Source organism: Hylemonella sp. GW821-FHT10B10, assembly GCF_059415585.1.
In genome coordinates this window covers 83,321-107,972 of the sequence record NZ_JBWKNN010000002.1, presented here as the reverse complement: position 1 = coordinate 107,972, position 24,652 = coordinate 83,321, and the positions used below count along the sequence as shown (strand labels likewise).

The following is a 24,652-nucleotide window of genomic DNA, read 5'->3' as shown; positions in this document are numbered from 1 at the left end:
CGCCGGTCTCCAGGGCGGCCCGAGCCGTTCGATGCTCAGGGGAGCAGTTTCAGCGTCAGCTGGCGCCAGTGACCGTCTGCCTTGTCGTCCACCAGCGTTGCGCCGCTGAAGTCCAGTGCGCGGCGATCGGCGGCAGGCAGGCGCAGGACCAGCGTGTCCTGCGCAGGAGGGCGCTGGCCTTCGCGCCGCACTTCAAACCGCAAGTGCTGCGGCGTGCAGCGCACCCGCAGCCGCCACTGACCGTAGGCGCCGTCGCGCCAGGCCTGGGTACGGCCATCGTCCTCGAAGCAGGTCGTCTCGAAGGTGCCGTCCCCCACGCAGGGAAACACCTGGAAGCCGCGCTTATCCTCGACTCGGCCGAAGTGGATGTCGCCAACATTCATCGCAATGGCGCAGCCTTCACGCGCCAGCAGGGGCGGCGGGCCATCCAGCGGTGCGTCCAGCGTCACGTGCTGGCCGGCCTTGAAATGCCGCGCGCTGTGCCACTCGTACCATCCCCCGGTGCCGGGCAGCCACACCCGGCGCTCGCGCAGGCCTGCTTCGACCACCGCGGCCGCCAGCAGGTTGGGGCCGAGCAGCATGTCGTCGTTCTCTTCCAGACAGCGCGCATCGCCGGGGTAGTCGTGGTAGGTCGGTCGGATGATGGGTTCGTAGGCGCTGTGGTAACGCCACACCAGGTCGTACAGATAGGGCAGGAGCCGGTAACGGAAAACAATCAGCGCACGGATCTGTGGCGTGATGGCTGGGTACATCCAGGGTTCGTTGACGGTCTGGTCGTCGTTCCAGGAATGGATGCTGAAGCGCGGCAGGAAGATGCCATGCTGCACCCAGCGCAGCAGCAGCTCGGGGCCGGGCGCGGGACCCGAGAACCCGCCGATGTCGTGCCCGGTGTTGGACACGCCCGACATCGCCAGGCCCAGGCCCATGCGAATGTTGTAGCGCAGGGTCTCCCAGGACGTGTAGTTGTCACCTGACCAGGTCTGCACATACCGTTGCATGCCGGCGGCGCCGGAGCGTGACACCAGGTAGGGCCGGTCCTGTGGCGCGAACTCGGTCTGGGCCGCGTGCGAGGCCTGCATCATCAGCAGGGTCTGCAGGGGCCGCGCCTCGCGTGCCGGGCGCGGGCTGCCGAAACCGTGGGCCAGGGCCTGGTCGCTCCAGACCTCGAACTCGTTGTTGTCGTTCCAGGTGGCGGGGATACCCAGCTTGAGCAACTGCTCGGTGACCTGCTGCTTCCACCAGGCGATGGTGGCGGGGTTGGTGAAGTCCAGATAGGCGCCCGTACCGTCCCAGAACTGCACGGCGGTGGGCCGTCCGTCCGGGTCGCGCACCAGCAGGCCGGCCTGCTGCGCGGCCTCGTATTTCGGATGGTTGCGCAGCAGGGCCGGCTTGATGTTGGGCACCAGGCGCACACCGTGCTCCAGGTAGCTCTGCACGAAGGCGGCGGGGTCCGGGAACTTGTCGCGGTTCCAGTTGAAGACATAACGACCCGGGCCGATCGAGGTGTAGCCCGAGGACAGGTGGAAGGAGTCGCAGGGGATGTCGTGTTCGGTGCAACGGGCGATGAACTCGCCCATGCGTTCCTGGGCGTTGGGCGCGTCCGTGTAGCTCATGGTCGAGCCCGAATAACCCAGGGCGTAGCGCGGCGGAAAGATGGGCCGGCCCGTGAGCCAGGTGTAACGACGCGTGATAGCGGCCGGATCGGTGCCGGCGATGTAGTACAGGTCCAGGTCACCATGGTCGGCCACGAAGTAGCGGTAGTGACCGTGGTAGTTGTCCATCTCGCGGCCCATGTCGAAGCTGCAGTCGGACAGGGTGTCGTAGAACAGGCCGTAACACAGGCCCGCATCCTTCGCGCCGCCCTTGCGGGTGATGTAGAAGGGGATGTGCTTGTACAGGGGGTCGGTGCTGCGCGCGCTGTAACCCATCGGGTCCAGGTTGCACATGCGGTAGCGCTGACCCGCGCGGTTGGCGTCGCCTGCGCGTTCACCCAGGCCGAAATAGGCTTCACCAGGATCGCGTTGCAGGTAGTGGTAGACGCGTTGGTCCCACCAGCCGAAGTTGTAGCTCTGGGTCGGCCGGTCGGCGGCGGTGGTCTGCCATTGGCCATGGTGCTGGCTCTCCCAGCGGCAGAAGAAGCCGGCCAGCGTGATGGTCAGGCGTACCGCGCCGGTGGTGATCTGCAACTGCCCTGCGTCCTGCTGGAGATCGAAAGCGGGCAGGGTGTAGCCACTGAGATCAAAGCGGTCACGACCCTCGACCGGCAGGTCCTCCAGCCCGGGCGCCACTGTCCAGCTGCGCGGCATCTGCAACCGGCCCTGCGGCAGCACCAGCAGCCGAACGATGTCCTCCTCCAGTACCCAGATATGGGCCAAGGCGTCGCCGCCGCTGTGCAGGACGAGGTGGTTGCCACTGTGTGATTGCAGGGCGAAGACAGGGGCTTGGTCGAGGCGCATGGTCGACTGTTTCATATGGCGTGGGGACCCGGGGTTCAGAGACGCAGTCCGGCCTGGTCGAAATAGTGCAGATGCTCTGCAGGTGCGGTGACCCTCACGGTGTCGCCGCGCTGGATGCGGGTCTGGCCGCTCAGGATGACTTCAAAGGGCGCGTCGGGCACCACATGGCCATGCAGGATGCTGCTACTGCCCAGCTGTTCGACCTGGGACACCTTCATCTGCAAGGGGCCGTGGTCGGACAGCTGCGCGTGTTCGGGTCGGATGCCCACGGTGCTGGTGCCGGCCCTGGCGCCGGGCATCAGGGCCACCGGTACGAAGTTCATGCGCGGGCTGCCGATGAAGCCGGCCACGAACTGGTTACAGGGCCGGTTGTACAGCTCCAGCGGAGAGCCCACCTGCTCGATACGGCCGGCGCGCAGCACCACGATCTTGTCGGCCATGGTCATGGCCTCGACCTGGTCATGGGTCACGTAGATCATGGTCGCCTTCAGCCGGGCGTGCAGATCGCGGATCTCGGCGCGCATGGACACGCGCAGTTCGGCGTCCAGGTTGGACAGCGGCTCGTCGAACAGGAAAAGCTTGGGTTCGCGCACGATGGAGCGGCCGATGGCCACACGCTGGCGCTGGCCGCCGGAGAGCTGGGTGGGCTTGCGCTGCAGCAGCGGCGCCAGCTGGAGCATGGCGGCGGCGGCATTGACCTTGCTCTCGATCACCGACTTTTCCACGCCCAGGTTTTCCAGGCCGAAAGCCATGTTGTCGTACACGCTCATGTGCGGGTACAGCGCGTAGGACTGGAACACCATGGAACAGCCACGGTGCGCGGCGCTCACGTCGTTGACGCGCTGCCCGTCGATGCGGATGTCGCCGCTGCTGGCCGGCTCTAGCCCGGAGATGATGCGCAGCAAGGTGGATTTGCCGCAACCCGAAGGGCCGACAAACACCACGAATTCTCCGTCGGAGACGGTCAGGTCTACACCATGGATGATGGTGCTCTTGTCAAAGGTCTTGACGACTTGGGCAAGTTCGAGAGTGGCCACGGGGTAGTCCTATCGGTTCATTTCACACCGGCACTGGCGATGCCAGTGGCGATGTATTTCTGCAGGAAGGCAAAGACCAGACTGATCGGGATCAGGGTGATCACGGTCATGGCCAGCAGGTAGTGCCACTGCGTGTTGAGTTCGCCTTGGAAGGCGTTGAGCGCGAGCTGCAGCGTGAAGTGCTCCGATTTCGATAGCACGATCAGCGGCCAGAGGAAATCGTTCCAGCGCCACATGAGCGAGAAGATGGCCAGCACCGCGATGGCCGGCGCCGACAATGGCAGGATGATCTTCCAGTAGATGCGCCACTCGCTGGCGTTGTCCATGCGTGCGGCTTCGAGCAGCTCGTCGGGGATGGTCAGCATGTACTGGCGCAGCAGGAACACGCCGGTGGGTGTGGCCACCGCGGGCAGGATGACGCCCCAGAGGTTGTTCAGCAGGTTCAGTTCCGAGATCACCAGGAAGGCCGGCACCAGGATGATGGTGGGTGGGATCATCAGCGTGGCGATGATCAGCACGAACACCGTCTTCTGACCGGTGAACTGGTATTTGGACAGTGCAAAGGCCGCCATGGAGTTGAACAGCAGCGTGAGTAGGGTGGCCACCACGGTGATGAACACGCTGTTCCACAGATAGCTGCCGAAAGCGAATTTGCCGAACAGTTCGGTGTAGTTGCCGCTGGCGAACTTGAGTTCGTTCACGGGCTGGCGGTCGTTGATGTTGATGCGCAGCTCGGTCTGCGGCGCTGCCGGGTCGACCATGGTGGCTACGATGCCGATACGCCGCACCTGGGCCAGCTCGCGGACCTGCCCCTGTTCATCCTTGGCCAGGAACAGGGGCAGGGGCTTGTCATGACCCTCGACCCGCACCTCTTTCTGGCTGTAGGGCAGGAAGCTCGGCGGGAACTGGCTCAAGGCGCTTTCGGTCTTGAAGGACGACATGATGAGCCAGAGCACCGGGCCGAACATGACGACCAGGCCGGCCAGCAGATAGACATAGGACAGCCAATCCGTCCAATGCAGGTACAGGCCGCCGTGTGCGCGGCCCCGGGTACGGGTAAGGAAATTTGCCATGGCCGCGTTTCCTATTTTTTGACCTTGCCGGCTTCGCTGGCCCTGGACAGCCTCAGCTGCGCCAGGGTGAGTGCCATCAGGCCGAGGGCCAGTATCAGCGAGGCCGCCGCCGCCAGGCCATAGAGGTGGATCTGCTCGGCAAAGCCGGTCTGGTAGATGTACTGCACTATGAAGGTGGTGGCCGAGCCCGGGCCGCCCCCCGTGAGCACAAAGACCTCGTCGAAAGTCTGCACCGCGCGGATCATCACCAGCACCAGCACCACGATCAGGTTGGGCATGAGCAGGGGCAGGGTGATGCGTGTGAGCACGCGCCAGGGCGGTGCGGCGTCCATCTCCGCGGCCTCGTACACGTCGTGCGGGATGGCCTGCAGGCCGGCCAGCAGGATCAGGGTGTAAAAACCCATGTGCGCCCAGATGGACACCACGATGACCCAGAAGAAGGCCCAGTGCCGGTCCAGCAGCCAGTTCACCGGTTCGGCGCCCATGCTCACCAGGCCGGCATTGAACACGCCCTGGCTTTGCAGCAGCCATTTCCAGATCAGTGCCACCACGACCGGCGAGAGGAGCACGGGGTAGAAGAACACCCCGCGCCAGAAGCCGCGGCCGATGATCCTGCGGTTCAGCACCAGGGCTGTAACCAGCGAGAACAGCACCATCAGCGCCACCTGGATGGCGCTGAATTTCACGGTGTTGAAGATGGAGCGCCAGAAGATGTCAGTGCGGCAGCTCTGCAGGTCCGCGTAGTCACGGCATTCCAGCAGGATGGAGAAATTCTCCACGCCGGTGAAGGGTCGCTGCGTGGGTAGCAGATTCACACCACCCGTGAAGGCATACACCAGATTCACCACGATGGGCAAAAAGGTGAAGATGCTGATGATCACCAGATTGGGCCCGACAAAGAGCCAGCCAAGGCGTGACGCCCCCAGCCATTTCTGGCCGAGCCGGAACACCGGCTCGAAGAGGTTGAAGAAAAGGCCCAGAAAGGCCGACAAGACTGACATACCGACTCCGATCTACTGTCCCTGCGCATGGCCCAACCGCGCCGTCGCTACATCACGGTTTTAGCCAGGGATACCACGGAGCTGGCTATGCCAGGCCGCAGGTATCGCCCCCTGCAAGGTGGGGGCGCGCACGCAGCGCGCGCCCCGGGGTGTGCTACTTCTCAGCCTGTTTGACCGCCTCGGTCATGTCGGCGCTGATCTTGGTGACGGCCTCGTCCACGCTGATCTCACCCACGATGGCCTGGGTCACGCGGGTCACGGTGGGCAGCATCAGGGCGCGGTTGTACTTGTAGCCCTGCAGTGCGTAGGCTGCGGGGGCCAGGGTGGATGTGCCGCTGGTGAAGACCCCCAGTGCCGCCTGCGCGGCGGGGCCCGCGCTCGGGTAGCTCAGGCCCTTCTTGGCCACACCGGCATGGGCCGGGATGTTGTTGGTGCGCGAGGCGAACTCGGCCACGTTGGCTTCCTGCGCCATGAAGTCGAGGAACTTGCCGACTTCCCTGGGCGACTTGGTGGTCTTCAGGGCCACCCAGGCCGCGCCGCCGGGCATGCCCGAGCAGGCTGCGGGGCCGCAGGGGTTGGGCACGGCAACCCAGTCGAAGGCGTTGCCGATTTCCTTCTGCAGGCGGTTGATCTGCCAGGAGCCCGACAGGATCATCACCAGGCGACCGTTCTTGAATTCGCCCACGGTGTCGGCGTAGCTGGAGCCGCCCGAGCCGCCCCAGACGTCCTTGAGGATGGTGCCGTCCTTGTGCCAGGCGACGAACTTGCTGATCGCCGTCTTGTAGCCTTCGTCCACCACCAGATTGCCCTTGGCGTCGAAGATCTTTGCGCCGTAGCTGACGGCCGGGCCGGCAAAGCGGTGGCCCGAACGGTCCCAGCCCATCGCGGCGGGCGTCTGTGTGGCCTTGGCCACCTTGCGCGCGGCCTCGGCCCATTCTTCCCAAGTGGCCTTGGGGCCGGGCATCGGCACCTTGGCCTGTTCGAACAGGGTCTTGTTGACGAAGGGGCCGGTCATGGTCATCTGCGACATGAAACCGTAGATGCCCTTGTCGCCGGTCTTGTTGCGCATCCAGGGCAAGGTGCTGCCGAAGTTGGCTTCCCAGTACTTGGTGTCCTTCACATAGGGGCTGATGTCGATGTAGTTCTTCGACAGGCCACCGATCTCGGCCACGCGTGCGATGTCCGGGCCCTGGCCGGCGGCCAGCTGGATCGGCAGCTGCTCAACCACCGTCTTGTAGGGCACGGTGTCGAGGGTGACCTTCATGCCGGGGTTCTGCGCCTCGTAGCGCTTGATGAGGTCGGCGGTCACGTCGCATTCATTGCCGTCCTGATAGCACATGACGCGGATCTCGGCCAGCGCTGCGTTGCTCAGGCTCAGGAGACCGGCGCCCAGGGCAGCCGCGGACAGGAGTCGGGATGGGAGTTTCATATGTCGTCCTTCATTCTGGGTGTGGATGTGCTCGGCTCGGCCTCAGGCTTTCGTCTGCTCGCCGCTCGGGACGCAGGCCATTCTTTGAGCCTTTTTCGCCACCGAAAAAATATTATGGCAAACGTTTGCCTTAAATGTCAAAATATTTCGGAACCGGTTCGGGAAAACCCGAGGCAGGGGGCCAGCCCAAGGTTTGTGCGCCCGCACTGCGACAATGGCCAGCGCCCTCGGTATGACCCCGGGACAGACCGCGGGCCAGGTGCAAAGCGGAGTTCGGTGATGGACAAAAAGGCTGAGGAGAACCATGAAAGATGCGGGTAGGCCCGGCGTAGGCCCGGTATCGCTGGCCACGGTCGCCGCACACGCGGGCGTTTCTATCGCCACGGTGTCTCGCATCGTGAATGGCGAAACCCGGCGCGCGTCGCCCGCGACGGTGGAGCGGGTCCGGCAGGCCATCAAGGCCGTGGGTTACCACCCGAACCAGCTGGGCCGTGCGCTGCGCAGCCGCGAGAGCAAGCTGGTCGCCATGCTGGTGTCCAACCTGCACAACCCCGTGATGGCCACCATCGCGGCTTCCACGGAAGCGGCGCTCAGGAAAGCCGGCTACGTGATGATCCTCTGCGACACGCACGATCAGCCCGAGCTGCAGGACGACTACCTGAACGCGATGCGCTCGCAGGTCGTGCATGGGTATGTCATGGTGGCCAGCCAGCCCAGCCCCGGCTTGCAGGAGTTCGTGACCCGCGGCGCACCCATGGTCTTCGTCAGCCGGCGCAGCCCCTTCGGCACCTGCTCCTTTGTCGGTCCTGACAATCTGGCGGCGGGCGCTACCGCGGCCGACTATCTGCTGGAGCGGGGGATCGAGGACCCGGCGGTGGTCTTCCCGTCCAAGGAGTCCTCCACCACCCGCGAACGGGTGCTGGGCTTCACGGAGCGTTTCGTCGCCAGAGGCATCCCGGCCAAGCGGATCCTCAGGGCCAAGGGGGCCGGCCTTTCACATCTGGAAAGCGGCTACGCTGCAGCCCGGCATTTCGCCGCCCCTCGCAGCTGGCCGCGCGGCATCATGTGCATCAGCGATCAGGTTGCCTACGGCGTGCACCGGTATGCACGCGAGAGCGGCCTGGGGGTACCGTCCGATGTCGAAATCGTAGGCATCGATGGCAATCCGACCAACGCCTGGCTGGCGCCCTGGCTGAGTTCGGTGGAGATACCGCACAAGGATTTCGGGCCGCACATCGTCGAGCTTTTGATCAGCCTTTGGGGCGGTGAGCCGCCCCGGGAACATCTGATGCCGCACCGGATGGTTGTCTCGCTCGAGAGATAGCCGTTGGCAATGAGGCGTGATATGAACGGGCCGAAGCATGCGTCCACGATGCCTGAGAAAACGGTGGTGGAGAGGAGGAGGATCGAACTCCCGACCTTCGCATTGCGAACGCGACGCTCTCCCAGCTGAGCTACCCCCCCACACGCAGAAATTCTAGCAAGCCAAGGCCCGCTCGGCCAGTGGGGGCAGTCTCTCAGACCCAGGAGACCAGTTCCCAGCGGTGCCAGTCTTCGCGTTGCCAGCTGAAGCCTCGGCTGTTGGCAATGCGGTACTCGCCCGTCACTTCGCGTGCCACCCAACGGCCGATGCCCGGTGCCAGCCACACGGTGTCGCGCCGTATGGTTTCCGTGCGTGATACATCGCGGTGCTGCAGGCGCGTGAGCTTCTCGACGCGCAGGGCGTGCATAGGGCCACTGACCAGCATCACGTTTTCCCAGCCCGGCACTGTGGTGTGCTGGGTGATCCAGTAGCGGAAGGAGTCGTTGTCGATGCGATAGTGGGTGCTGTACACGCTGCGGCTGCCGGGGCTCAGTTCTGCCGGCCACAGAGGCATGGCCTGCTCGTAGTTCAGCACCGTGTCCCAGCCGTACTCACGTTGCACCTGGCCCCAGGGTTGCTGCACCTCTTCCTGTTCGGTTGCGTCGGCATCGCTGCGGATACGGATGCGTACCCGTGGCTCCAGGGCGGTCACCTCGTGGGTTTCCGTGGCGAGCAGCGTGCTGTTGTAGCCGTTGTACTTGCGGTAGATCCAGCGCTGGCCCGGGGCAGGTGCTCGCACGCCGACCGGTTGGGCCGGCGCGGCCGCGGCTTCGGTGCGCAATCCGGCCAGAGGCTGGTAGGCGCAGCCGGCGGGCAGGGCCAGCAGGGCCAGCAGGGCCAGGCTGAGTTTTCGGCGGGTGAGGTTCATGAACTAAGCTCCGGTGTCTGGGCGCTATCATTCTGGCAGCCTATTTCTGCAGCCCCACCCCGAACAGGAAAGACCATGAAATCCAACGTGCCCTTTGCCCTGCTGCGCCGCAGCTTTTTCGCGGCCACCGTTTCCGCCCTGCTGGCCTTGCCGGCGCTGGCGGCGGACAATGTCAAGATCGGTCTGCTGTCCACGCTCTCCGGTCCGGGCGCGGGCCTGGGCATCGACATCCGCGACGGTTTCCAGCTCGCGGTCAAGCTCAATGGCGGCAAGCTCGGCGGGGTGCCGGCCGAGGTCATCGTGGCCGACGACCAGGCCAGCCCGGACGTGGGCCGTCAGACGGCGGACCGCCTGGTCAAGCGCGACAAGGTGGACTTCATGACCGGCATCGTCTTCTCCAACGTCATGCTCGCCGTGGGCGCGCCCACCTTTGCCGCCAAGACTTTCTACATCAGCGCCAACGCCGGCCCCTCGCAGCTGGCGGGTGAGCAGTGCAACCCCTATTTCTTCAGTGCCTCGTACCAGAACGACAACCAGCACGAAGCCGTGGGCAAGACCGTGGCCGACAAGGGATTCAAGCGCGTGGCCCTGATCGCCCCCAACTACCCCGCGGGCAAGGACGCGCTGGCCGGCTTCAAGCGTTTCTACAAGGGCGGCGAGATCGTCTCCGAAAGCTACACACCGCTGAACCTGCTGGACTACGGTGCCGAGCTGTCCAAGCTGCGCGCAGCCAAACCTGACGCGGTCTACATCTTCCTGCCGGGCGGCCTGGGCATCAACTTCATCAAGCAGTTCGTCGGCGCCGGCCTGTCCAAGGACATGATGCTGTTCGGCCCCGGCTTCTCGGGCGATGAGGACGTGATCCGCGCCGTAGGCAATCCCATGCTGGGCATGTTCAACAGCTCGCAGTGGGCGCATGACCTGGACAACGCGGCCAACCAGAAGTTTGTGGCTGCCTTCGAGAAGGAATACGGCCGCCTGCCCACGCTCTACGCGTCCCAGGGTTACGACGCCGCCCAGCTGATCGGCGCGGCCGTGCGCGACAGCAAGGGCAAACTGGACGACAAGGCCGCTGTACAAAAAGCGCTCAAGGCCGCCAAGTTCGATTCCGTACGCGGCAGCTTCAAGTTCAACAGCAACCAGTTCCCGATCCAGGACTACTACCTGCGCGTCATCACCAGCGACAGCAAGGGCCGCGTGACCAACCGCACCATCGGCACCATCTTCAAGAACCATGCCGACGCCTACGCCGCCCAGTGCAAGATGCCGGCGCTCTGATCTGGCGGCCCGCGTGTTTCGGTAGGCGATGACCGGTCTTCTTATCCTGGAGCAGGCCCTGAACGGCCTGCAGTTCGGGCTCATGCTCTTTTTGCTGGCCGCCGGGCTCACCCTGGTCTTCGGCATCATGGACATGATCAACCTGGCTCATGGTTCCCTCTATATGGTGGGGGCCTACCTGGTGGCCGCGGCCACCACGGCCAGTGGTTCCTTCTGGATCGGCCTGGGGGCCGGCATCGTCGGCGCGGCTGTCTTCGGTGTGCTGCTCGAGCTCATCGTGCTGCGCCGCCTCTACACACGTGACCACCTGTCGCAGGTGCTGGGCACCTTCGCCATCCTGCTCATGTGCAACGAAGCCGTGCGTTTCATCTGGGGCTCGCAGCCGGTGCTGCTGAGCCCGCCGGAGTCTCTTTCGGGCCCGGTCGAATTGCTCAGTGGTTTCTATTACCCGGCCTACCGCCTGCTCATCATCGGCGTGGGTCTTGCCGTGGCCCTGGGCCTGTGGCTGCTCATCACGCGCACGCGCCTGGGCATGCAGCTGCGCGCCGGCGCGTCGAACCGCGAGATGGCCCTGGCCATGGGTGTGCCGGTACGCGCGCTGTTCACCGCGCTGTTCGGCCTGGGCGCAGCTTTGTGCGCGGTGGCGGGCGGCATGCTGGGCCCGCTCTTGGCGGTGCAGGTGGGCATGGGCGAGAGCATCCTCATCCTGGCCTTTGTGGTCATCGTCATCGGCGGCATCGGCTCGGTGCGCGGCGCCTTGCTGGGTGCCTTGCTGGTCGGTGTGGTGGATACGGCGGGCCGTTCGCTGATTCCCTTGCTCTTCGGTGCCGTGCTGGGGCCCGCTGCGGCCGACAACGCCGTTCCGGCCGTGGCATCCATCCTGATCTATGTGCTCATGGCCGCCGTGCTTTTCTTCAAGCCGCGTGGCCTCTTCCCCGCCCATGGCTGATCCTGTCGTGTCGCGCGGTTTGCTGGACCATGCCCTGGGCTGGCGCTGGGCTTTGCCGCTCTTCGCGCTGTTGCTGGCCCTGCCGCTGATCACGCCCTTGATCGGTGGCGACTTCTACCTGGGGCTGGCCGCGCGCATCCTGATCTTTGCGCTGGCGGCCACCAGTCTCAATCTCATCCTGGGTTTTGGGGGCATGGTGAGCTTCGGCCACGCGGCCTTCGTGGGCGTGGGTGCCTACACGGCGGGTGTGCTGCTGCAAGCCGGTATCACTTCCGCCTGGGTCCTCTGGCCCGCCGCGATGTTCGTGTCCGCGCTGTTTGCTGCCGTGATCGGCGCCATCAGCCTGCGCACGCGGGGTGTCTACTTCATCATGATCACCCTGGCCTTCGCGCAGATGCTCTATTACCTGGCCATCTCCACCAAGGCCTATGGCGGCGACGACGGCTTGTCGCTCTCCGCGCGCGGCACGTTGGGCGCCGGGCTGGACCTGGCCAACGAACGCACGTTCTACTGGACCACGCTGGCCCTGGCCACGCTGGCGTTGCTGTTTGTCTGGCGCCTGCTCAACGCACGCTTCGGTCACGCCCTGCAGGCCATGAGCGAGAACGAGCAACGCATGGAGGCCGTGGGTTTCGCGGTCTACGGTCACAGACTGGCCGCTTTTGTCATTGCCGGGGCCCTGGCCGGCCTGGCCGGCGCGCTGCTGGCCAGCCTGGGTGGTTTTGTCAGCCCCTCCACCATGCAGTGGAGCCAGTCCGGCCTGCTCATGGTCATGGTCATCCTTGGTGGGGTAGGGCATCTCTGGGGCGGTGTGATCGGCGCCGTGGTCTTCCTGCTGCTGGAAGAGGTGCTGAGCCACTACACCATCTACTGGCAGTTCGTGCTGGGGGCTGCATTGCTTGCCGTAGTGCTGGCCGCGCCCAACGGGCTGATGAGCCTGTTCAGGCGCAAGGAGAGCGCATGAGCGGTCTCTTGCAAGTGCAGGGCTTGGTCAAACGCTACGGCGGCCTGGTCGCCACGGACCATCTCGAGCTGGGCGTGCGCGCCGGCGAGATCCACGCGCTCATCGGCCCCAACGGCGCGGGCAAGACCACGCTGATCCAGCAGCTCTCGGGCGCGCTGGCGCCCGATGCCGGGTCCATCACCTTCGATGGGGCCGACATTACGCCCCTGTCCATGCACGAGCGGGTGCACCGCGGCCTGGCACGGTCATACCAGATCACCAGCATCTTCACGCGCCTCTCGGTGCTCGACAATGTGGCCTTGGCCCTGCAGGCGCGCAGCGGTAGCAGCCTGCGTTTCTGGTCTGCTGCGCGAGACGAGGCCCGGCGTTACGAGCAGGCCGCAGCCCTGCTGGTCCGCGTGGGCCTGGGGGATCGGCTGGCGCAAACGGCGGGGGCGCTCTCGCATGGCGAGCAACGCCAGCTGGAAGTGGGCATCGCCCTGGCCACGGGCGCGAAGCTCTTGCTGCTGGACGAACCCATGGCCGGCATGGGGCCCGAAGAGTCCGAGCGCATGGTGGCATTGCTGCAAAGCCTGCGTGGTGAGCTGACCCTGCTGCTGGTGGAGCATGACATGGACGCTGTGTTCCGCCTGGCCGACACCATCTCGGTGCTGGTGGCCGGCCGCATCATTGCCAGCGGGGCACCTGCCCTCATTCGTGCCGATGCGGAAGTGCGGCGCGCCTATCTGGGTGACGAAGTCGGGGAGTCCGCGTGATGGTGCAGCAGACGATGTCACCGTTGGCTGCAAAGCGGTCCTCACGCCGTTCCTGGTGGCGTTTCCATCCCCTGACCTTGTTCATCGGTCTCGTGTTGCAACTGCACCTCGCGTATCTCCTGTGTGTGGACCCGCTCAACCCGGTTCCCGAACCCGAACAGCTGGTGCAGATCCCGGTCGAGGTGCTGCGCGTGCAGGACCGCGTGCCACATCTGCAGGTACGGCTGGCTGACGAAACGCAGCGCAGCATGGAGTTCCCGGTGTCGGCGGCCCTGCTCGCGACTGCGCACACGCCACTGGACGAAGCCGGGGAGCGGGACAGCCTGCCGGGCTGCATGGGTTATGTACTGGGCGTGCCTGTGCGCTGGGTGCGGGGCGAGCGCTTCCGCATCTGGGAGCTGCATTGCGGCCCCGTGCACCGGGTCTTTGCCGAATTCAAGGCCAGCTATGAAGCGGCCGCGCGGGATGCCCAGCGCGCCATGGAGTGGCATGGGGGTGCCATCCTCTTGCTGACCGTCCTGGTCCTTTGGCTGGAGCGGCGAACGCTGCGGCGCTGGGGGCTGGTATGAGCGCCTTGCTCGAAGTCGAGAACCTGCAGACCGCCTATGGTTCCAGCCAGGTGTTGTTCGGCATCAGCTTCAAGGTGGAGTCGGGTGGTGTGGCCACGCTGCTCGGGCGCAATGGCATGGGCAAGACCACCACGGTGCGGTCCATCCTGGGGCTCACACCGCCGCGCACTGGCGTGGTGCGCTTCCTTGGTGAACGCATCGACGGCCTGAGCCCGGACCGCATCGCACGCATAGGCCTGGCCCTGGTGCCCGAAGGCCGGCAGATCTTTCCCAACCTCACGGTGGAGGAAAACCTGCGGGCCTTTGCGGCGAACCGTCGCGCTTCTTCCCAGCCCTGGACGCTGGAACGGGTCTACGCACTCTTCCCGGCGCTGGTGGGGCGGCGTCGCCACATGGGCAACCAGCTCTCGGGGGGCGAGCAGCAGATGCTGGCCATCGGCCGCGCGCTCATGACCAATCCGCAGTTGCTGATCCTGGACGAGGCCAGTGAAGGCCTGGCCCCGCTGATCCGCGAGCAGATCTGGGCCTGCCTGGGTGACTTGCGCGCGCAGGGCCTCAGCATCCTGGTGATCGACAAATACGTGCAGCGCCTCATCGCCCTGGCCGACAGCCACACCATCATCGAGCGGGGCCGCGTGGTCTGGGCGGGTTCCTCGACCCAGCTGGCGGCCGACCCCGGCCTCTGGCATCGTTACCTGGGCGTCTGAACTTTCGTTCTGCCTCGCGTCGGATTTACAAATCGGTAGTCCCCTCTTCACCTAGGGAAAACACTGATGTGGCCTAATTCTTGCGAATCAAGCCCAAGTCTTGATGCACAAGCAAGCCGCCATGTCCCACCCAGCCCACGTCCTTTCCAGCCCGGCCCCGCGCCGGTCGGCATTGGTGCAGGCGCTGGTGTGGCTGGGCTTGCTGGGTCTGCTCTGGTCCTTGAACCTGGCCCAGGCCGGGCCCCTGGACAGTGAGCCGGCTTTACTCATGACCGACGTGGAAGTCGCCGAGGCGCAGGAGTCCGTGGCCGAGCTGGAGATGGGAGTGAGCTGCCGCAAGCCGGCATCACCCAAGTCCCCGGCGGCCGAACTACTGCTTCATGAGGTCGACCAGGCCGTCCTCCTGCACTGGCAGATCTGCCGGGTGCTGACGCATGCCGCTCCCGCGCCCGGTCCACAGCACATCCTGCCCGAGGCCGGACAACAGCCCCTGCTGCGTCCGCCAGCCGCTCTGGGCTGAACTCTTCGTTTTCCGTTTTCGACGGGTGGTGCGACCGGCCGGCTCCAGGCCAGGGTCGGGCTGCGCCATCCGCATGCTTCGAGGATTTTTTGATGAACTTGACGACCTTGCGTCCCTGGGTGAGCGGCTTGCTACTGTGGCCGGCTACCGGCCCCATGGCGCAGACCGTGGCCTCGCCCGCGACGCTCCCCATCACCACCCCGGTGGCCGTGGCCCCGGTCGGCCCGGCCTACGGCGTCGGTGAGCTGGTGAACATCGTGCTCACCCACAACCCCACGCTGCAGATGGCCCAGCGCTCGCGCGAGCAGGCGCAGGCTGGCATCCGCACGGCCGGCGCATTGCCCAATCCGCGCCTGGAATTCAGCGACGGCCGTTTGCGCCCCAACAATGGCGGCAGCAGCGGTAAGGTCAGCGCCTGGGGCGTCTCGCAGATGTTCGAGAACCCCTGGCTGCGCAGCGCCCGTGTCGACGCGGCCGAGCAGGGCCTGCGCAGCAGCGAGGCCCAGGTGGGCATGACACGCAGCGAAGTGGTCGCCCAGGTGCGCTTGCGCGCTTACGAGCTGCTGCTGCGCATCGAGGAGGCGCGCGCCGCGGCGGACGAGCTGGTGCTGCTGGAGCAGACCCGCGAGCGTGTGCGCCTGCGCGTGAGCAGCGGCGAGGCCGCGCGCTACGAAATCATCAAGGCCGAGGCCGAGTTCATCAGCGCACGCCAGCGCCGCCAAAGCGCCCAGCTGGCCGTGGAGCAGGCGCGCATCCGCCTGAACCAGCTGGCCGCCGGTCAGCTGCCCGCGGGCTGGAGCCTCAACGCCGACCTGGGCGACACCTTGCCGCCCCTGAACCCCAGCCTGCTGCGCGAGCTGATGCTGGCGCACAACCCCGAGTTGCAGGCCCTGGGCGCCGAGCAGGAACGCCAGCAGGCGCGCGTGCGCGAGGCCGGCGCCAGCCGCTGGCCCGGCGTCGAGCTGCGTTACAGCGACACACGCGAGCCCGACAACCAGCAGAGCATCGTGGGGGCCAGCATCCAGGTGCCCCTGTTCGACCAGAAGCGCGGCCCGCGTGACGAGGCCCAGGCCGAGCAGCTGCGTGCGCGCACCCGGCTCGAAGGTCGCCAGGTCGAGTTGCAGCTGCAGCTCGACGCCGCGGTGATGACGCTGGAGATGGCGCGCCTGCGCGTCGAGGCCCTGGGCACCGGCGCCATCCGCGACGCCGAGGCCGCCGTGCGCGTGGCCGAAGCTGCCTACCGTTTCGGCGAGCGCGGCATCCTCGATGTGCTGGACGCGCAGCGTGTGCTGCGCACCGTGCGCGCCGACCTGCTGCAGGCGCGTTTCCAGCAGCAGGCTGCCGTCATCGAAATCGATCTCCTGACCGGCCGTGACGCCGTCCAACCCTGAATTTCCGGGAATGAACACCATGAAGCACAAGACTTACCGATTGCCAGCCCTCGCGCTGCTGGCTGCCCTGCTGATCACCGGCTGCGGCAAGGGCAAGGACCAGGCTACCGCCGCCACACCCGACGTCGACCCCGCCCTGGTCGTCGTCAACGCCGAGATGGCGCGTAACTTCAAAGTGGCGCCCTTGGCCCTGCAGGCCCTGGACACCGAACGCGACGTGCCGGGCCGCATCGAGGCCAATGAACAACTCGTCACGCGCATCGGTGCATCGGTCACCGGTCGGGTGACCGAGGTGCTGGCCGAAGTGGGTGCGCGCGTGCAGGCCGGCCAGGTGCTGGCCCGCATCACCAGCCCGGAGCTGACCAACGCCCAGCTGACCTATCTGCGCGCTCACTCCGGCACGGCCCAGGCCGAGCGCGCGGTGGAACGCGCCCGTCTGCTGATCCAGGCCGACGTCATCGGCACGGCCGAACTGCAACGCCGTGAGGCCGAGTTGTCCATCGCCCGCGCCGAGCTGCGCGCCGCCGCCGACCAACTGCACCTGCTGGGCGTTCCCGACGGGCAGATCGATCGCCTGCGCGAGAAGGGGCAACTCAGCTCCTTTGCCGGCATCATCGCCACGCGTTCGGGTGTGGTGATCGAACGCAAGGTCTCTCAGGGCCAGGTCGCGCAGCCGGGGGATCCGCTGTTCACCGTGGCCGACCTCTCCAAGGTATGGGTCGTGGGCGCCCTGCCCGAGCAGGACGCCGCCGCCGTGAAGATGGGGCAGAAGGTCGAGATCAAGGTGCCAGCCCTGGGTGAGCGCCAGTTCAGCGGCCGGGTGGTCTTCGTCAGTGACACCATCTCGCCCGACACACGCAGCCTGACCGTGCGCACCCAGGTCGACAACGCCGACCGTGCGCTCAAGCCCCAGATGCTGGCCACGCTGCGCATCATCGGCCAGGCGCGCCAGCAGCTGGCCGTGCCCGAGGCCGCCGTGGTGCGTGACAACGACCGCGACCATGTTTATGTGCAGACCGCCCCCGGCCAGTTCCGCCTCACGCCGGTGGAGCTTGCCCCCGCTTCGCGCGGCCTGCGTCCGCTGCTCAAGGGCCCGACCGCCGGCACGCCGGTGGTGGTGGAGGGCGCCTTCCACCTGAACAACGAGCGCAAGCGCGCGGAACTGGAGTAATCCCATGCTAGGTTCCCTGATCCGCGCCGCGCTCAGCCAGCGGCTGGTGGTGGTTGCCCTGGCCCTGGTGCTCTGCGCATTCGGCCTGCGGGAAGCCACCCGCCTCTCGGTGGACGCCTTCCCCGACGTGACCAATGTGCAGGTCCAGATCGCCACCGAAGCCACGGGTCGCTCGCCCGAGGAGATCGAGCGTTTTGTTACCGTGCCGCTGGAGATCGCCATGACCGGCCTGCCGGGCTTGGTCGAGATGCGTTCGCTCAACAAGAGCGGTTTGTCCATCATCACCCTGGTCTTCACCGAGACCACCGACGTCTACTTCGCGCGCCAGCTGGTGACAGAGCGCCTGATCGAGATCACACCGCGCATGCCCGTGGGCATCACCCCGGTGCTGGGTCCAGTCTCTACCGGCCTGGGTGAGGTCTACCAGTACACGCTGGACCACCCGGACGATGGCCAGCGTGCGCTCACGCCGGCCGAGCTGGCCGAGCGCCGCATTGTGCAGGACTGGGTGGTGCGACCGTTGCTGCGTTCGATTCCCGGTGTGGCCGAGATCAACTCGCAGGGCGGTTATGTGCGCCAGTACCAGGTGCTGGCCAAACCCGAACGTCTGCTGCACCATGACGTGGCCATCGACCAGGTCTTCGAGGCCATCGCCAAGAACAATGCCAACGCCAGCGGTGGCATCCTGCCCCAGCGCTCGGAGCAATACCTGATCCGCGGCGTGGGCCTGATCCGCACGCTGGAGGACATCGCCAACATCGTGGTGCGCGAGAAGAACGGCGTGCCGCTGTATGTGCGTGATCTGGCCGAGGTGACCCTGGGCCATGAGGTGCGCCAGGGCGCCATCATCAAGGGCGGCTACACCGAATCGGTCTCGGGCATCGTGCTCATGATGCGCGGCGGCAACGCCAAGCAGATCGTCACCCGCGTCAAGCAGCGTGTGGCCGAAATCAACAGCAAGCACATGCTGCCCGGTGGCCTGCAGATCGTGCCCTACTACGACCGCACCGAACTGGTCGACTCCGCACTGTGGACCGTGGGCAAGGTGCTGATCGAAGGCATCTTCCTCGTGGTGGTGGTGCTCTTCATCTTCCTGGGTGATGTGCGCTCCAGCCTGATCGTGGTGGCCACGCTCATCATCGCGCCGCTGACCACCTTCATCCTCATGAACCGCTACGGCATCTCGGCCAACCTGATGTCGCTGGGGGGGCTGGCCATTGCCATCGGCCTCATGGTGGACGCGACCGTGGTGGTGGTGGAAAACGTCTTCCACCGCCTGGGCCAGGCCAAGGCCGGGGCTTCGCGCGTACGCCTGATCCTGGAAGCCACGCAGGAGGTGGCCACGCCCACGGTATTCGGCATCGTCATCATCATGCTGGTGTTCCTGCCACTCATGACCTTGCAGGGCATCGAAGGGAAGATGTTCGCGCCGCTGGCGCTGACCATCGTGATTGCGCTGGGCGTGTCCCTGCTGGTCTCGCTGATCCTCTCGCCCGTGCTGTGCTCCTACATCCTCAAGGGCGGTGCCGACCACGATACCAAGGTCATCGCCGTGCTCAAGGGGGCTTACCTCAAGCTGCTGGACCGCGCCCTGGGCAATCAGAAAGGAACGCTGGTGGTGGCCATCGTCCTGCTGCTGTTCTCGCTGGCGCTGTTCCCTTTCCTGGGCAAGTCCTTCATGCCGACCATGAAGGAGGGGGCGCTCACGCCGCAGATCAACCGTGTGCCCAGCATCTCACTGGACGAATCGATCCGTCTGGAAATGGGGGCCATGAAAGCCATCGCCGAAGTACCGGGTGTGCGCAGTGTGGTCTCCAAGCTGGGCCGTGGTGAATCGCCGGCCGATCCGGCCGGCCCCAACGAGTCCGATCCCATCGTGCTGCTCGATCCGAACAGCGACCGCACACAGGACGAGATCGACGAGGACATACGTCAACGGCTTTCCTCCATCCCCGGCGTGCAGATCGTGCTCTCACAGCCCATCTCCGAGCGGGTGGACGAGATGGTGACGGGCGTGCGTTCGCAGCTGGCCGTGAAGATCTTTGGCGATGACCTGGGCGATCTGCGCCGGGTGTCCGAGCAGGTGGCCAAGCTGCTGCGCAGCGTGCCGGGGGCGCGCGACATCCGTATCGAGCGTCTCTCGGGCCAGCAGGCCCTGACCATCGACATCGACCGCAAGGCCATCGCGCGCCACGGCATCAACGTGGCCGAGGTGCACAAGCTCATCGAAACCGCCATCGGCGGCAAGGAGGTGAGCCAGCTCTACGAGGGCGAGCGCCGTTTCGGCATCGCCGTGCGTTTCCCGGAGGAGTCACGTAGCAGCATCGAATCCATCCGCAGCATGCTGCTGCGCGCGCCCGACGGTGCCCTGGTGCCCCTGCATTCGGTGGCCACCATCGAGCTGCGTGACGGACCGGCCCAGATCAGCCGCGAGAGCGCCAAACGCAGGGTGGTGGTGGGCGCGAACGTCGAAGGGCGCGACCTGGGTGGTTTTGTGCAGGAGGTGGAGCAGCGCATCGCCAAGGAAGTGAAACTGCCCGAAGGTTTCTACTTCGTCTTTGGCGGCCAGTTCGAGAACATGGAGCGCGCCATGGCCACGTTGACCATCATCGTGCCCATCACCATCGTGGCCATCTTCTTCCTGCTCTTCCTGCTGTTCAACTCGCTCAAGCTGGCCTCGCTCATCATCCTGGTGCTGCCTTTTGCGTCCATCGGCGGTCTGATCGGCCTGGCTGTCACGCGTGAGTACCTCAGCGTGCCGGCCTCGGTGGGATTCATCGCGCTGTGGGGCATTGCCGTGCTCAACGGCGTGGTGCTGGTGAGCTACATCCGCCGCCTGCGCGAGGATGGCATTGCCGTGATGGAGGCGGTGCGTGAAGGCTGCGTGGCGCGGTTCCGTCCGGTCATGATGACGGCCACCGTGGCCCTGCTGGGCCTGGTGCCCTTCCTGTTCGCCACAGGTCCGGGCTCGGAGGTGCAGAAGCCCCTGGCCATCGTGGTCATAGGCGGCCTGATCTCGTCTACATTGCTCACCCTGGTGGTCGTGCCGGCGCTGTACCGCTGGTTCGACGAAAGCCCTATTGAAGCCTGAGGAAGTCTCGATATGAAAACAATGATGGAAATCCGCGCCATCGTGCGCCCCAGCCGCCTCTCGCAGCTGCGTGATGCCCTGCATGACATCCCCAACTTCCCCGGGCTCACGCTAATGAAGGCGGAGGGCTTCACGGCCCCGGCCGCCGTGGGCAAACGCACGGTGAAAGAGGAACTGATCGACTACTCGCCCAAGATCATGGTCACGGTGGTGGCCGATGAGGACATGGTGGCGGAGATCCGCAACACCATCATCAAGGCCTGCAGCACCGGCCAGATCGGCGACGGCCTGGTCTGGACCGTGCCCATCGCCAGCATGCACCGTGTGCGCAATGGCTCGGACATGTTGGCGGAGTAGGGCAGACGCATCCGTAGCCCAAGAGCCCGGCATGCCGGGCTCTTTTTTTGCCTCGAGTTCAATGTGCCTCAGGCGGCGATGGTCTGCGCCAGCGAATCGATGATCTCGGTCCACCCGGCTTCGTGCCCGGCGCGGGTGTCTTCAGGCAGGCGCTCGTGCGTGATGACGACTTCGGTGGCCTGGCCGTCGGGAAGGAAGTCCACCGTCACCAGCGAGTCGTGCTGCCCAGCGTAGGGTGAGTTCCAGGTGAAGACCAGTCGGCGCGGGGCATCGATGGTCTGGTAGACACCGGTGTGGCGCACGGGTCCTGAGGGCACATGCATCACGATCTCGAAGGCACCGCCGACACGCGCATCCACCTGGGCGTCAGAGCGTTGGGTGCCGCTGCTGCAGGGGCGCATCCATTCGGCCAGGGAGGCCGGGTCCAGCCAGGCGGCGAAGATCTTTTTCGCCGGGGCGGCGATTTTGCGTTTGACAGTGACCGTGGGGACGTTGGCGATGGCGCTCATGTGCGGTTTCCTTTCTTTGCGCTTTTGCGCGGCTGGGTGACAAAGGCTTCAAGGGATGCCAGCCGGTCTTCCCAGAACTGGCGGTAGAAATCGATCCACTCGGCCGCACCGGCCATGGCCTCGGCGTTGAGCGTGAGGATGTGCTCGCGCCCCTGCACCGTGCGTCGCACCAGCTGCGCGCGCTCCAGGATCTTGATGTGTTTGGAGACGGCGTTGAGCGACACGGGGAAATCCCCGGCGATCTCGGTCACGCGCGCATCGGCCTGGGCCAGGCGCGCCAGGATGGCGCGCCGCGTCGGATCGGCCATGGCACTGAAGCTGGCGTCCAGCCAGGCAGAGGCTTGGGCGGATTTGCTGGAGGATTTATATTCAACCATAAAGTTGAATATAAGAGGTGATCAAAACAAAGTCAAGCCTGGTCGGAAAAAGAGGGTTGGAGGGGGAGGGACCGGGTTCGCCATCCCGGCGATGAGCGCTTGAGGCTCTGGGCCGTCCATCAACTTGACGTCGCGGATGTTCTCCTGATGCGAGCCTGGGACCTGACTTGCACTGCGGCCAGGAGCGGGAGCGACCGCTTGTCTGATGCCAGGGCCCGGGTCCTCAACGCTTGGGCTGCAGGGGCTTCTCTCGGGAGACCTGCTGCCCCAGCTGTTGCGCGAGCCCGATGAGAATTCCTTCGGGACCCCGCATATAGCAAAGGCGGTAGATGTTTTCGTAGTTGACGATTTCATCAATGACCGTCGCACCGAGCCTGCTGAGGCGGGCAACGGTGTCGTCGATATCCTCGACGGTGAACATGACACGCAGGTATCCCAGCGAATTCACGGGGGCCGCGCGATGATCTGAAGCGATGGCGGGGGCGTTGAAGCGCGAGAGCTCAATGCGACTATGGCCGTCGGGGGTGCGCATCATGGCGATCTCGACGCGCTGGCCGCGCACTCCGGTCACGCGCCCAGCCCAGTCGCCTTCGATGGGCATGCGGCCTTCGAGGGTCAGGCCGAGTTCGATGAAGAATGCAATGGCGGCATCGATGTCTTCCACCACGATGCCTACGTTGTCCATACGCTTGACTGTCATGATGTCTCCTTGGCCTCGAACGTCTTACAGGAGGGGTGGAGGCGGGCGAAGCCCTTCGGAAGTGGTTGCCTGATGGAAGAGGCCGGCGTCACCTGGGTTCCGGCCATCCCGCCCAATGCGCTGCCTGGCCGTACCGGCTCACTTCATCCCGTTGCGCTGCGCCAGCTCCACGAACAGCCCAGACTGGTCCAGCTCGCTCAGGCCGTGGGCCACGCCCTCGGCGTAGAGCTGCTCCAGCAGCGCCGTGATGGGGGCGGTGAAGCCCATGCCCTTGGCCGTGTCCATGGCGTTGCGCATGTCCTTGAGCTGCACGGTCATCAGCGCGCGCGGCGCGAAGTCGCGTTCCACCATGCGCTGGCCGTGCACCTGCAGGATGCGACTGTCGGCAAAGCCGCCGCTGATGGCTTCGCGTACCTTGGCCGGGTCGGCGCCGCCCTTCTGGCACAGCAGCAGGGCTTCGGCCACGGCACCGATGGTGATGCCCACGATCATCTGGTTGGCCAGTTTGGCCAGCTGGCCCGAGCCGCTGGGGCCCACCAGGGTGGCGCGGCCCAACGGTGCGAAGACCGGCCTGGCGCGCTCGAAGGTGCTCGGCTTGCCGCCGGCCATGATGGCCAGGGTACCGGCCTCAGCGCCCAGGGTGCCGCCGGAGACCGGTGCGTCCAGGTGGGTGATGCCCATGCCGCCCAGGCGCTCGGCATGCGCGCGCGCTTCGGCTGGCTTGATGGAGGACATGTCGATCAGCACGGTGCCGGGTTTCATGGCGCCGGCCACGCCGGTCTCGAACAGCACCTGCTCGACCACGGGGCCGTGCTCCAGCATGGTGATGACGAATTCCGCGCCCTGCACGGCGGCTGTGGCAGTGTCGTGCACCGTGGCACCATGGGCGGCCAGGCCTTCGGCCTTGGCGCGTGAGCGGTTCCATACGTGCACGGTGTGGCCGGCCTCGCACAGGCGTCGTGCCATCGGGTAGCCCATCTTGCCGGTTCCCAACACGGTGATGTTCATCTTGTTACCTCCTACGCGTTTGCGGATATGCCAAGATAGCCGTATCCCCGCGAAATCGCACTATTGTCTTTCATCCGGAGCCCTGACATGAAGAAGCTCGATCCCGCCTGGCTGGACCGCATGTACAACAACCGCGCCCTGGTGCCCGAGCACGCCATGCACTTCGCCCGTTGGGCCGACGCTTCGGAGGATGCGCGTGAGGCGCACCTGTGCCAGACCAACGTCGCCTACGGGCAGGGCCCGATGGAGACGTTGGACGTCTTTCCCAGCAACAAGAGCGGCGCACCGGTGGTGGTCTTCATCCACGGTGGCTGGTGGCGCGCGCTCGACAAGTCCCAGCACTCTTTCATCGCCCCGGCTTTCAAGAACCTGGGTGGGTGTGTCTTTCTGCCCAACTACGCGCTGTGCCCGGCCGTGACCATTCCCCAGATCACGCTGCAGATGGTCCAGGCCCTGGCCTGGGTCTACCGCAATGCGAAGAAATTCGGTGGCGACCCCAACCGCATCTACGTCGTGGGCCATTCGGCCGGCGGCCACCTGGCCGCCATGCTGCTGGATTGCCTGTGGCCGGCCTATGGCAAGGACCTGCCGGCCGACCTGGTGAAGGGGGCCATGTCCATCTCCGGGCTCTACGACCTGGAGCCCATCATGCACACCCCCTTCCTCAAGGCCGATCTGCGTCTCACCCCCGAGCAGGTGCGCCTGGCCAGCCCGGCCTTGCTGCCCGCGCCGAAGAAGGGCGTGCTCTACGCCGTGGCAGGCTCGCAGGAGAGCGCCGAGTTCATCCGCCACAACAAGCTGATCCAGCAGGCCTGGGGCAAGCAGGTGGTGCCGGTCTGCGAGACCATACCCGAGCGCAACCATTTCAGCGTGCTGGAAGACCTGACCGCGCCCTGGCAGCACCTGCACCAGTTGGCGATACGACTGGTGTTCGGCAAGGGCTGACGGCGGCCTGACCTGCGGCAGGTTCCGCTCCGGGAAAACCCGGGGCAGTTGTAACAAATGCGCGCTCGCTCGGAGGGTGCTGAGGCAGGGATGCAACAGTGCCTCGCTTCTTTGCAGAATCTTGCCCGCCGCCG

Annotated in this window: 23 protein-coding genes and 1 tRNA gene; 13 read left to right on the top strand and 11 right to left on the bottom strand. The window is 65.6% G+C overall.

The window, feature by feature from the left end:
- Positions 1–35: 35 nt before the first annotated feature.
- The 5 genes from AC07NT_RS10665 to AC07NT_RS10645 all read right to left on the bottom strand — a co-directional run bounded on the left by AC07NT_RS10665 (position 36) and on the right by AC07NT_RS10645 (position 6,996).
- Complete coding sequence (locus tag AC07NT_RS10665; protein WP_498599048.1) at positions 36–2,456, bottom strand: glycoside hydrolase family 31 protein; 2,421 nt, start codon at positions 2,454–2,456, stop codon at positions 36–38.
- A 35-nt stretch (positions 2,457–2,491) separates the two neighbouring features.
- Positions 2,492–3,493 carry an ABC transporter ATP-binding protein gene (locus tag AC07NT_RS10660; RefSeq protein ID WP_498599049.1) on the bottom strand — a complete coding sequence of 334 codons (1,002 nt, stop codon included), beginning with the start codon at positions 3,491–3,493 and terminating at the stop codon, positions 2,492–2,494.
- A 17-nt stretch (positions 3,494–3,510) separates the two neighbouring features.
- A complete protein-coding gene (locus AC07NT_RS10655) occupies positions 3,511–4,566 on the bottom strand; it encodes a carbohydrate ABC transporter permease (RefSeq protein WP_498599050.1) in 1,056 nt (351 codons plus the stop codon).
- Between the two features lie 11 nt (positions 4,567–4,577).
- Positions 4,578–5,567: a carbohydrate ABC transporter permease gene (locus AC07NT_RS10650; protein WP_498599051.1), complete on the bottom strand. Its 990-nt coding sequence runs from the start codon at positions 5,565–5,567 to the stop codon at positions 4,578–4,580.
- 154 nt (positions 5,568–5,721) lie between these two features.
- The gene (locus tag AC07NT_RS10645) at positions 5,722–6,996 is read right to left on the bottom strand and encodes an ABC transporter substrate-binding protein (protein WP_498599052.1); all 1,275 of its coding nucleotides are present in this window, start codon (positions 6,994–6,996) and stop codon (positions 5,722–5,724) included.
- A gap of 304 nt (positions 6,997–7,300) precedes the next feature.
- Here AC07NT_RS10645 and AC07NT_RS10640 point away from each other — a divergent pair, with 304 nt between their 5' ends.
- A complete protein-coding gene (locus tag AC07NT_RS10640; protein ID WP_498599053.1) occupies positions 7,301–8,320 on the top strand; it encodes a LacI family DNA-binding transcriptional regulator in 1,020 nt (339 codons plus the stop codon).
- A gap of 64 nt (positions 8,321–8,384) precedes the next feature.
- Here AC07NT_RS10640 and AC07NT_RS10635 read toward each other — a convergent pair.
- Positions 8,385–8,460, bottom strand: a tRNA-Ala gene (locus AC07NT_RS10635).
- Positions 8,461–8,513: 53 nt separating this feature from the next.
- Positions 8,514–9,227 carry a hypothetical protein gene (locus tag AC07NT_RS10630; protein ID WP_498599054.1) on the bottom strand — a complete coding sequence of 238 codons (714 nt, stop codon included), beginning with the start codon at positions 9,225–9,227 and terminating at the stop codon, positions 8,514–8,516.
- A 75-nt stretch (positions 9,228–9,302) separates the two neighbouring features.
- Here AC07NT_RS10630 and AC07NT_RS10625 point away from each other — a divergent pair, with 75 nt between their 5' ends.
- The 11 genes from AC07NT_RS10625 to AC07NT_RS10575 all read left to right on the top strand — a co-directional run bounded on the left by AC07NT_RS10625 (position 9,303) and on the right by AC07NT_RS10575 (position 20,979).
- Positions 9,303–10,505 (top strand): ABC transporter substrate-binding protein, encoded by a 1,203-nt coding sequence (locus AC07NT_RS10625; protein WP_498599055.1) that lies wholly within the window; start codon positions 9,303–9,305, stop codon positions 10,503–10,505.
- Positions 10,506–10,533: 28 nt separating this feature from the next.
- A complete protein-coding gene (locus AC07NT_RS10620; protein ID WP_498599056.1) occupies positions 10,534–11,454 on the top strand; it encodes a branched-chain amino acid ABC transporter permease in 921 nt (306 codons plus the stop codon).
- Positions 11,447–12,418: a branched-chain amino acid ABC transporter permease gene (locus AC07NT_RS10615; protein WP_498599057.1), complete on the top strand. Its 972-nt coding sequence runs from the start codon at positions 11,447–11,449 to the stop codon at positions 12,416–12,418. The genes AC07NT_RS10620 and AC07NT_RS10615 overlap by 8 nt, the downstream gene beginning before the upstream one ends.
- Positions 12,415–13,173, top strand: coding sequence for an ABC transporter ATP-binding protein (locus AC07NT_RS10610; protein WP_498599058.1), 759 nt, complete (start codon positions 12,415–12,417; stop codon positions 13,171–13,173). The genes AC07NT_RS10615 and AC07NT_RS10610 overlap by 4 nt, the downstream gene beginning before the upstream one ends.
- On the top strand, positions 13,173–13,742 hold the full coding sequence (locus tag AC07NT_RS10605; RefSeq protein ID WP_498599059.1) for a hypothetical protein: 570 nt from the start codon (positions 13,173–13,175) through the stop codon (positions 13,740–13,742). Before AC07NT_RS10610 ends, AC07NT_RS10605 begins: the two co-directional genes overlap by 1 nt.
- Entirely contained in the window at positions 13,739–14,449 is a 711-nt protein-coding gene (locus AC07NT_RS10600) for an ABC transporter ATP-binding protein (protein WP_498599060.1), read from the top strand. Before AC07NT_RS10605 ends, AC07NT_RS10600 begins: the two co-directional genes overlap by 4 nt.
- A gap of 121 nt (positions 14,450–14,570) precedes the next feature.
- Positions 14,571–14,969, top strand: a complete 399-nt coding sequence (locus AC07NT_RS10595) for a hypothetical protein (protein ID WP_498599061.1) — start codon at positions 14,571–14,573, stop codon at positions 14,967–14,969.
- A 92-nt stretch (positions 14,970–15,061) separates the two neighbouring features.
- A complete protein-coding gene (locus AC07NT_RS10590) occupies positions 15,062–16,360 on the top strand; it encodes a TolC family protein (RefSeq protein ID WP_498599062.1) in 1,299 nt (432 codons plus the stop codon).
- Positions 16,361–16,379: 19 nt separating this feature from the next.
- On the top strand, positions 16,380–17,531 hold the full coding sequence (locus tag AC07NT_RS10585) for an efflux RND transporter periplasmic adaptor subunit (RefSeq protein WP_498599063.1): 1,152 nt from the start codon (positions 16,380–16,382) through the stop codon (positions 17,529–17,531).
- A gap of 4 nt (positions 17,532–17,535) precedes the next feature.
- Positions 17,536–20,622, top strand: a complete 3,087-nt coding sequence (locus AC07NT_RS10580; protein ID WP_498599064.1) for an efflux RND transporter permease subunit — start codon at positions 17,536–17,538, stop codon at positions 20,620–20,622.
- A 12-nt stretch (positions 20,623–20,634) separates the two neighbouring features.
- Positions 20,635–20,979: a P-II family nitrogen regulator gene (locus AC07NT_RS10575; RefSeq protein ID WP_498599065.1), complete on the top strand. Its 345-nt coding sequence runs from the start codon at positions 20,635–20,637 to the stop codon at positions 20,977–20,979.
- Positions 20,980–21,047: 68 nt separating this feature from the next.
- On the opposite strand, the gene AC07NT_RS10570 is transcribed toward AC07NT_RS10575, so the two are convergent.
- The 4 genes from AC07NT_RS10570 to AC07NT_RS10555 form a co-directional block, all read right to left on the bottom strand.
- Complete coding sequence (locus AC07NT_RS10570) at positions 21,048–21,488, bottom strand: SRPBCC family protein (protein WP_498599066.1); 441 nt, start codon at positions 21,486–21,488, stop codon at positions 21,048–21,050.
- Positions 21,485–21,865, bottom strand: coding sequence for an ArsR/SmtB family transcription factor (locus AC07NT_RS10565; protein ID WP_498599067.1), 381 nt, complete (start codon positions 21,863–21,865; stop codon positions 21,485–21,487). Before AC07NT_RS10565 ends, AC07NT_RS10570 begins: the two co-directional genes overlap by 4 nt.
- A 223-nt stretch (positions 21,866–22,088) precedes the next feature.
- Positions 22,089–22,565, bottom strand: coding sequence for a VOC family protein (locus tag AC07NT_RS10560; RefSeq protein WP_498599068.1), 477 nt, complete (start codon positions 22,563–22,565; stop codon positions 22,089–22,091).
- A gap of 138 nt (positions 22,566–22,703) precedes the next feature.
- Entirely contained in the window at positions 22,704–23,573 is an 870-nt protein-coding gene (locus AC07NT_RS10555) for an NAD(P)-dependent oxidoreductase (protein ID WP_498599069.1), read from the bottom strand.
- 87 nt (positions 23,574–23,660) lie between these two features.
- On the opposite strand from AC07NT_RS10555, the gene AC07NT_RS10550 reads away from it, so the two are divergent.
- On the top strand, positions 23,661–24,518 hold the full coding sequence (locus AC07NT_RS10550) for an alpha/beta hydrolase (protein ID WP_498599070.1): 858 nt from the start codon (positions 23,661–23,663) through the stop codon (positions 24,516–24,518).
- The last annotated feature ends 134 nt before the right edge of the window (positions 24,519–24,652 follow it).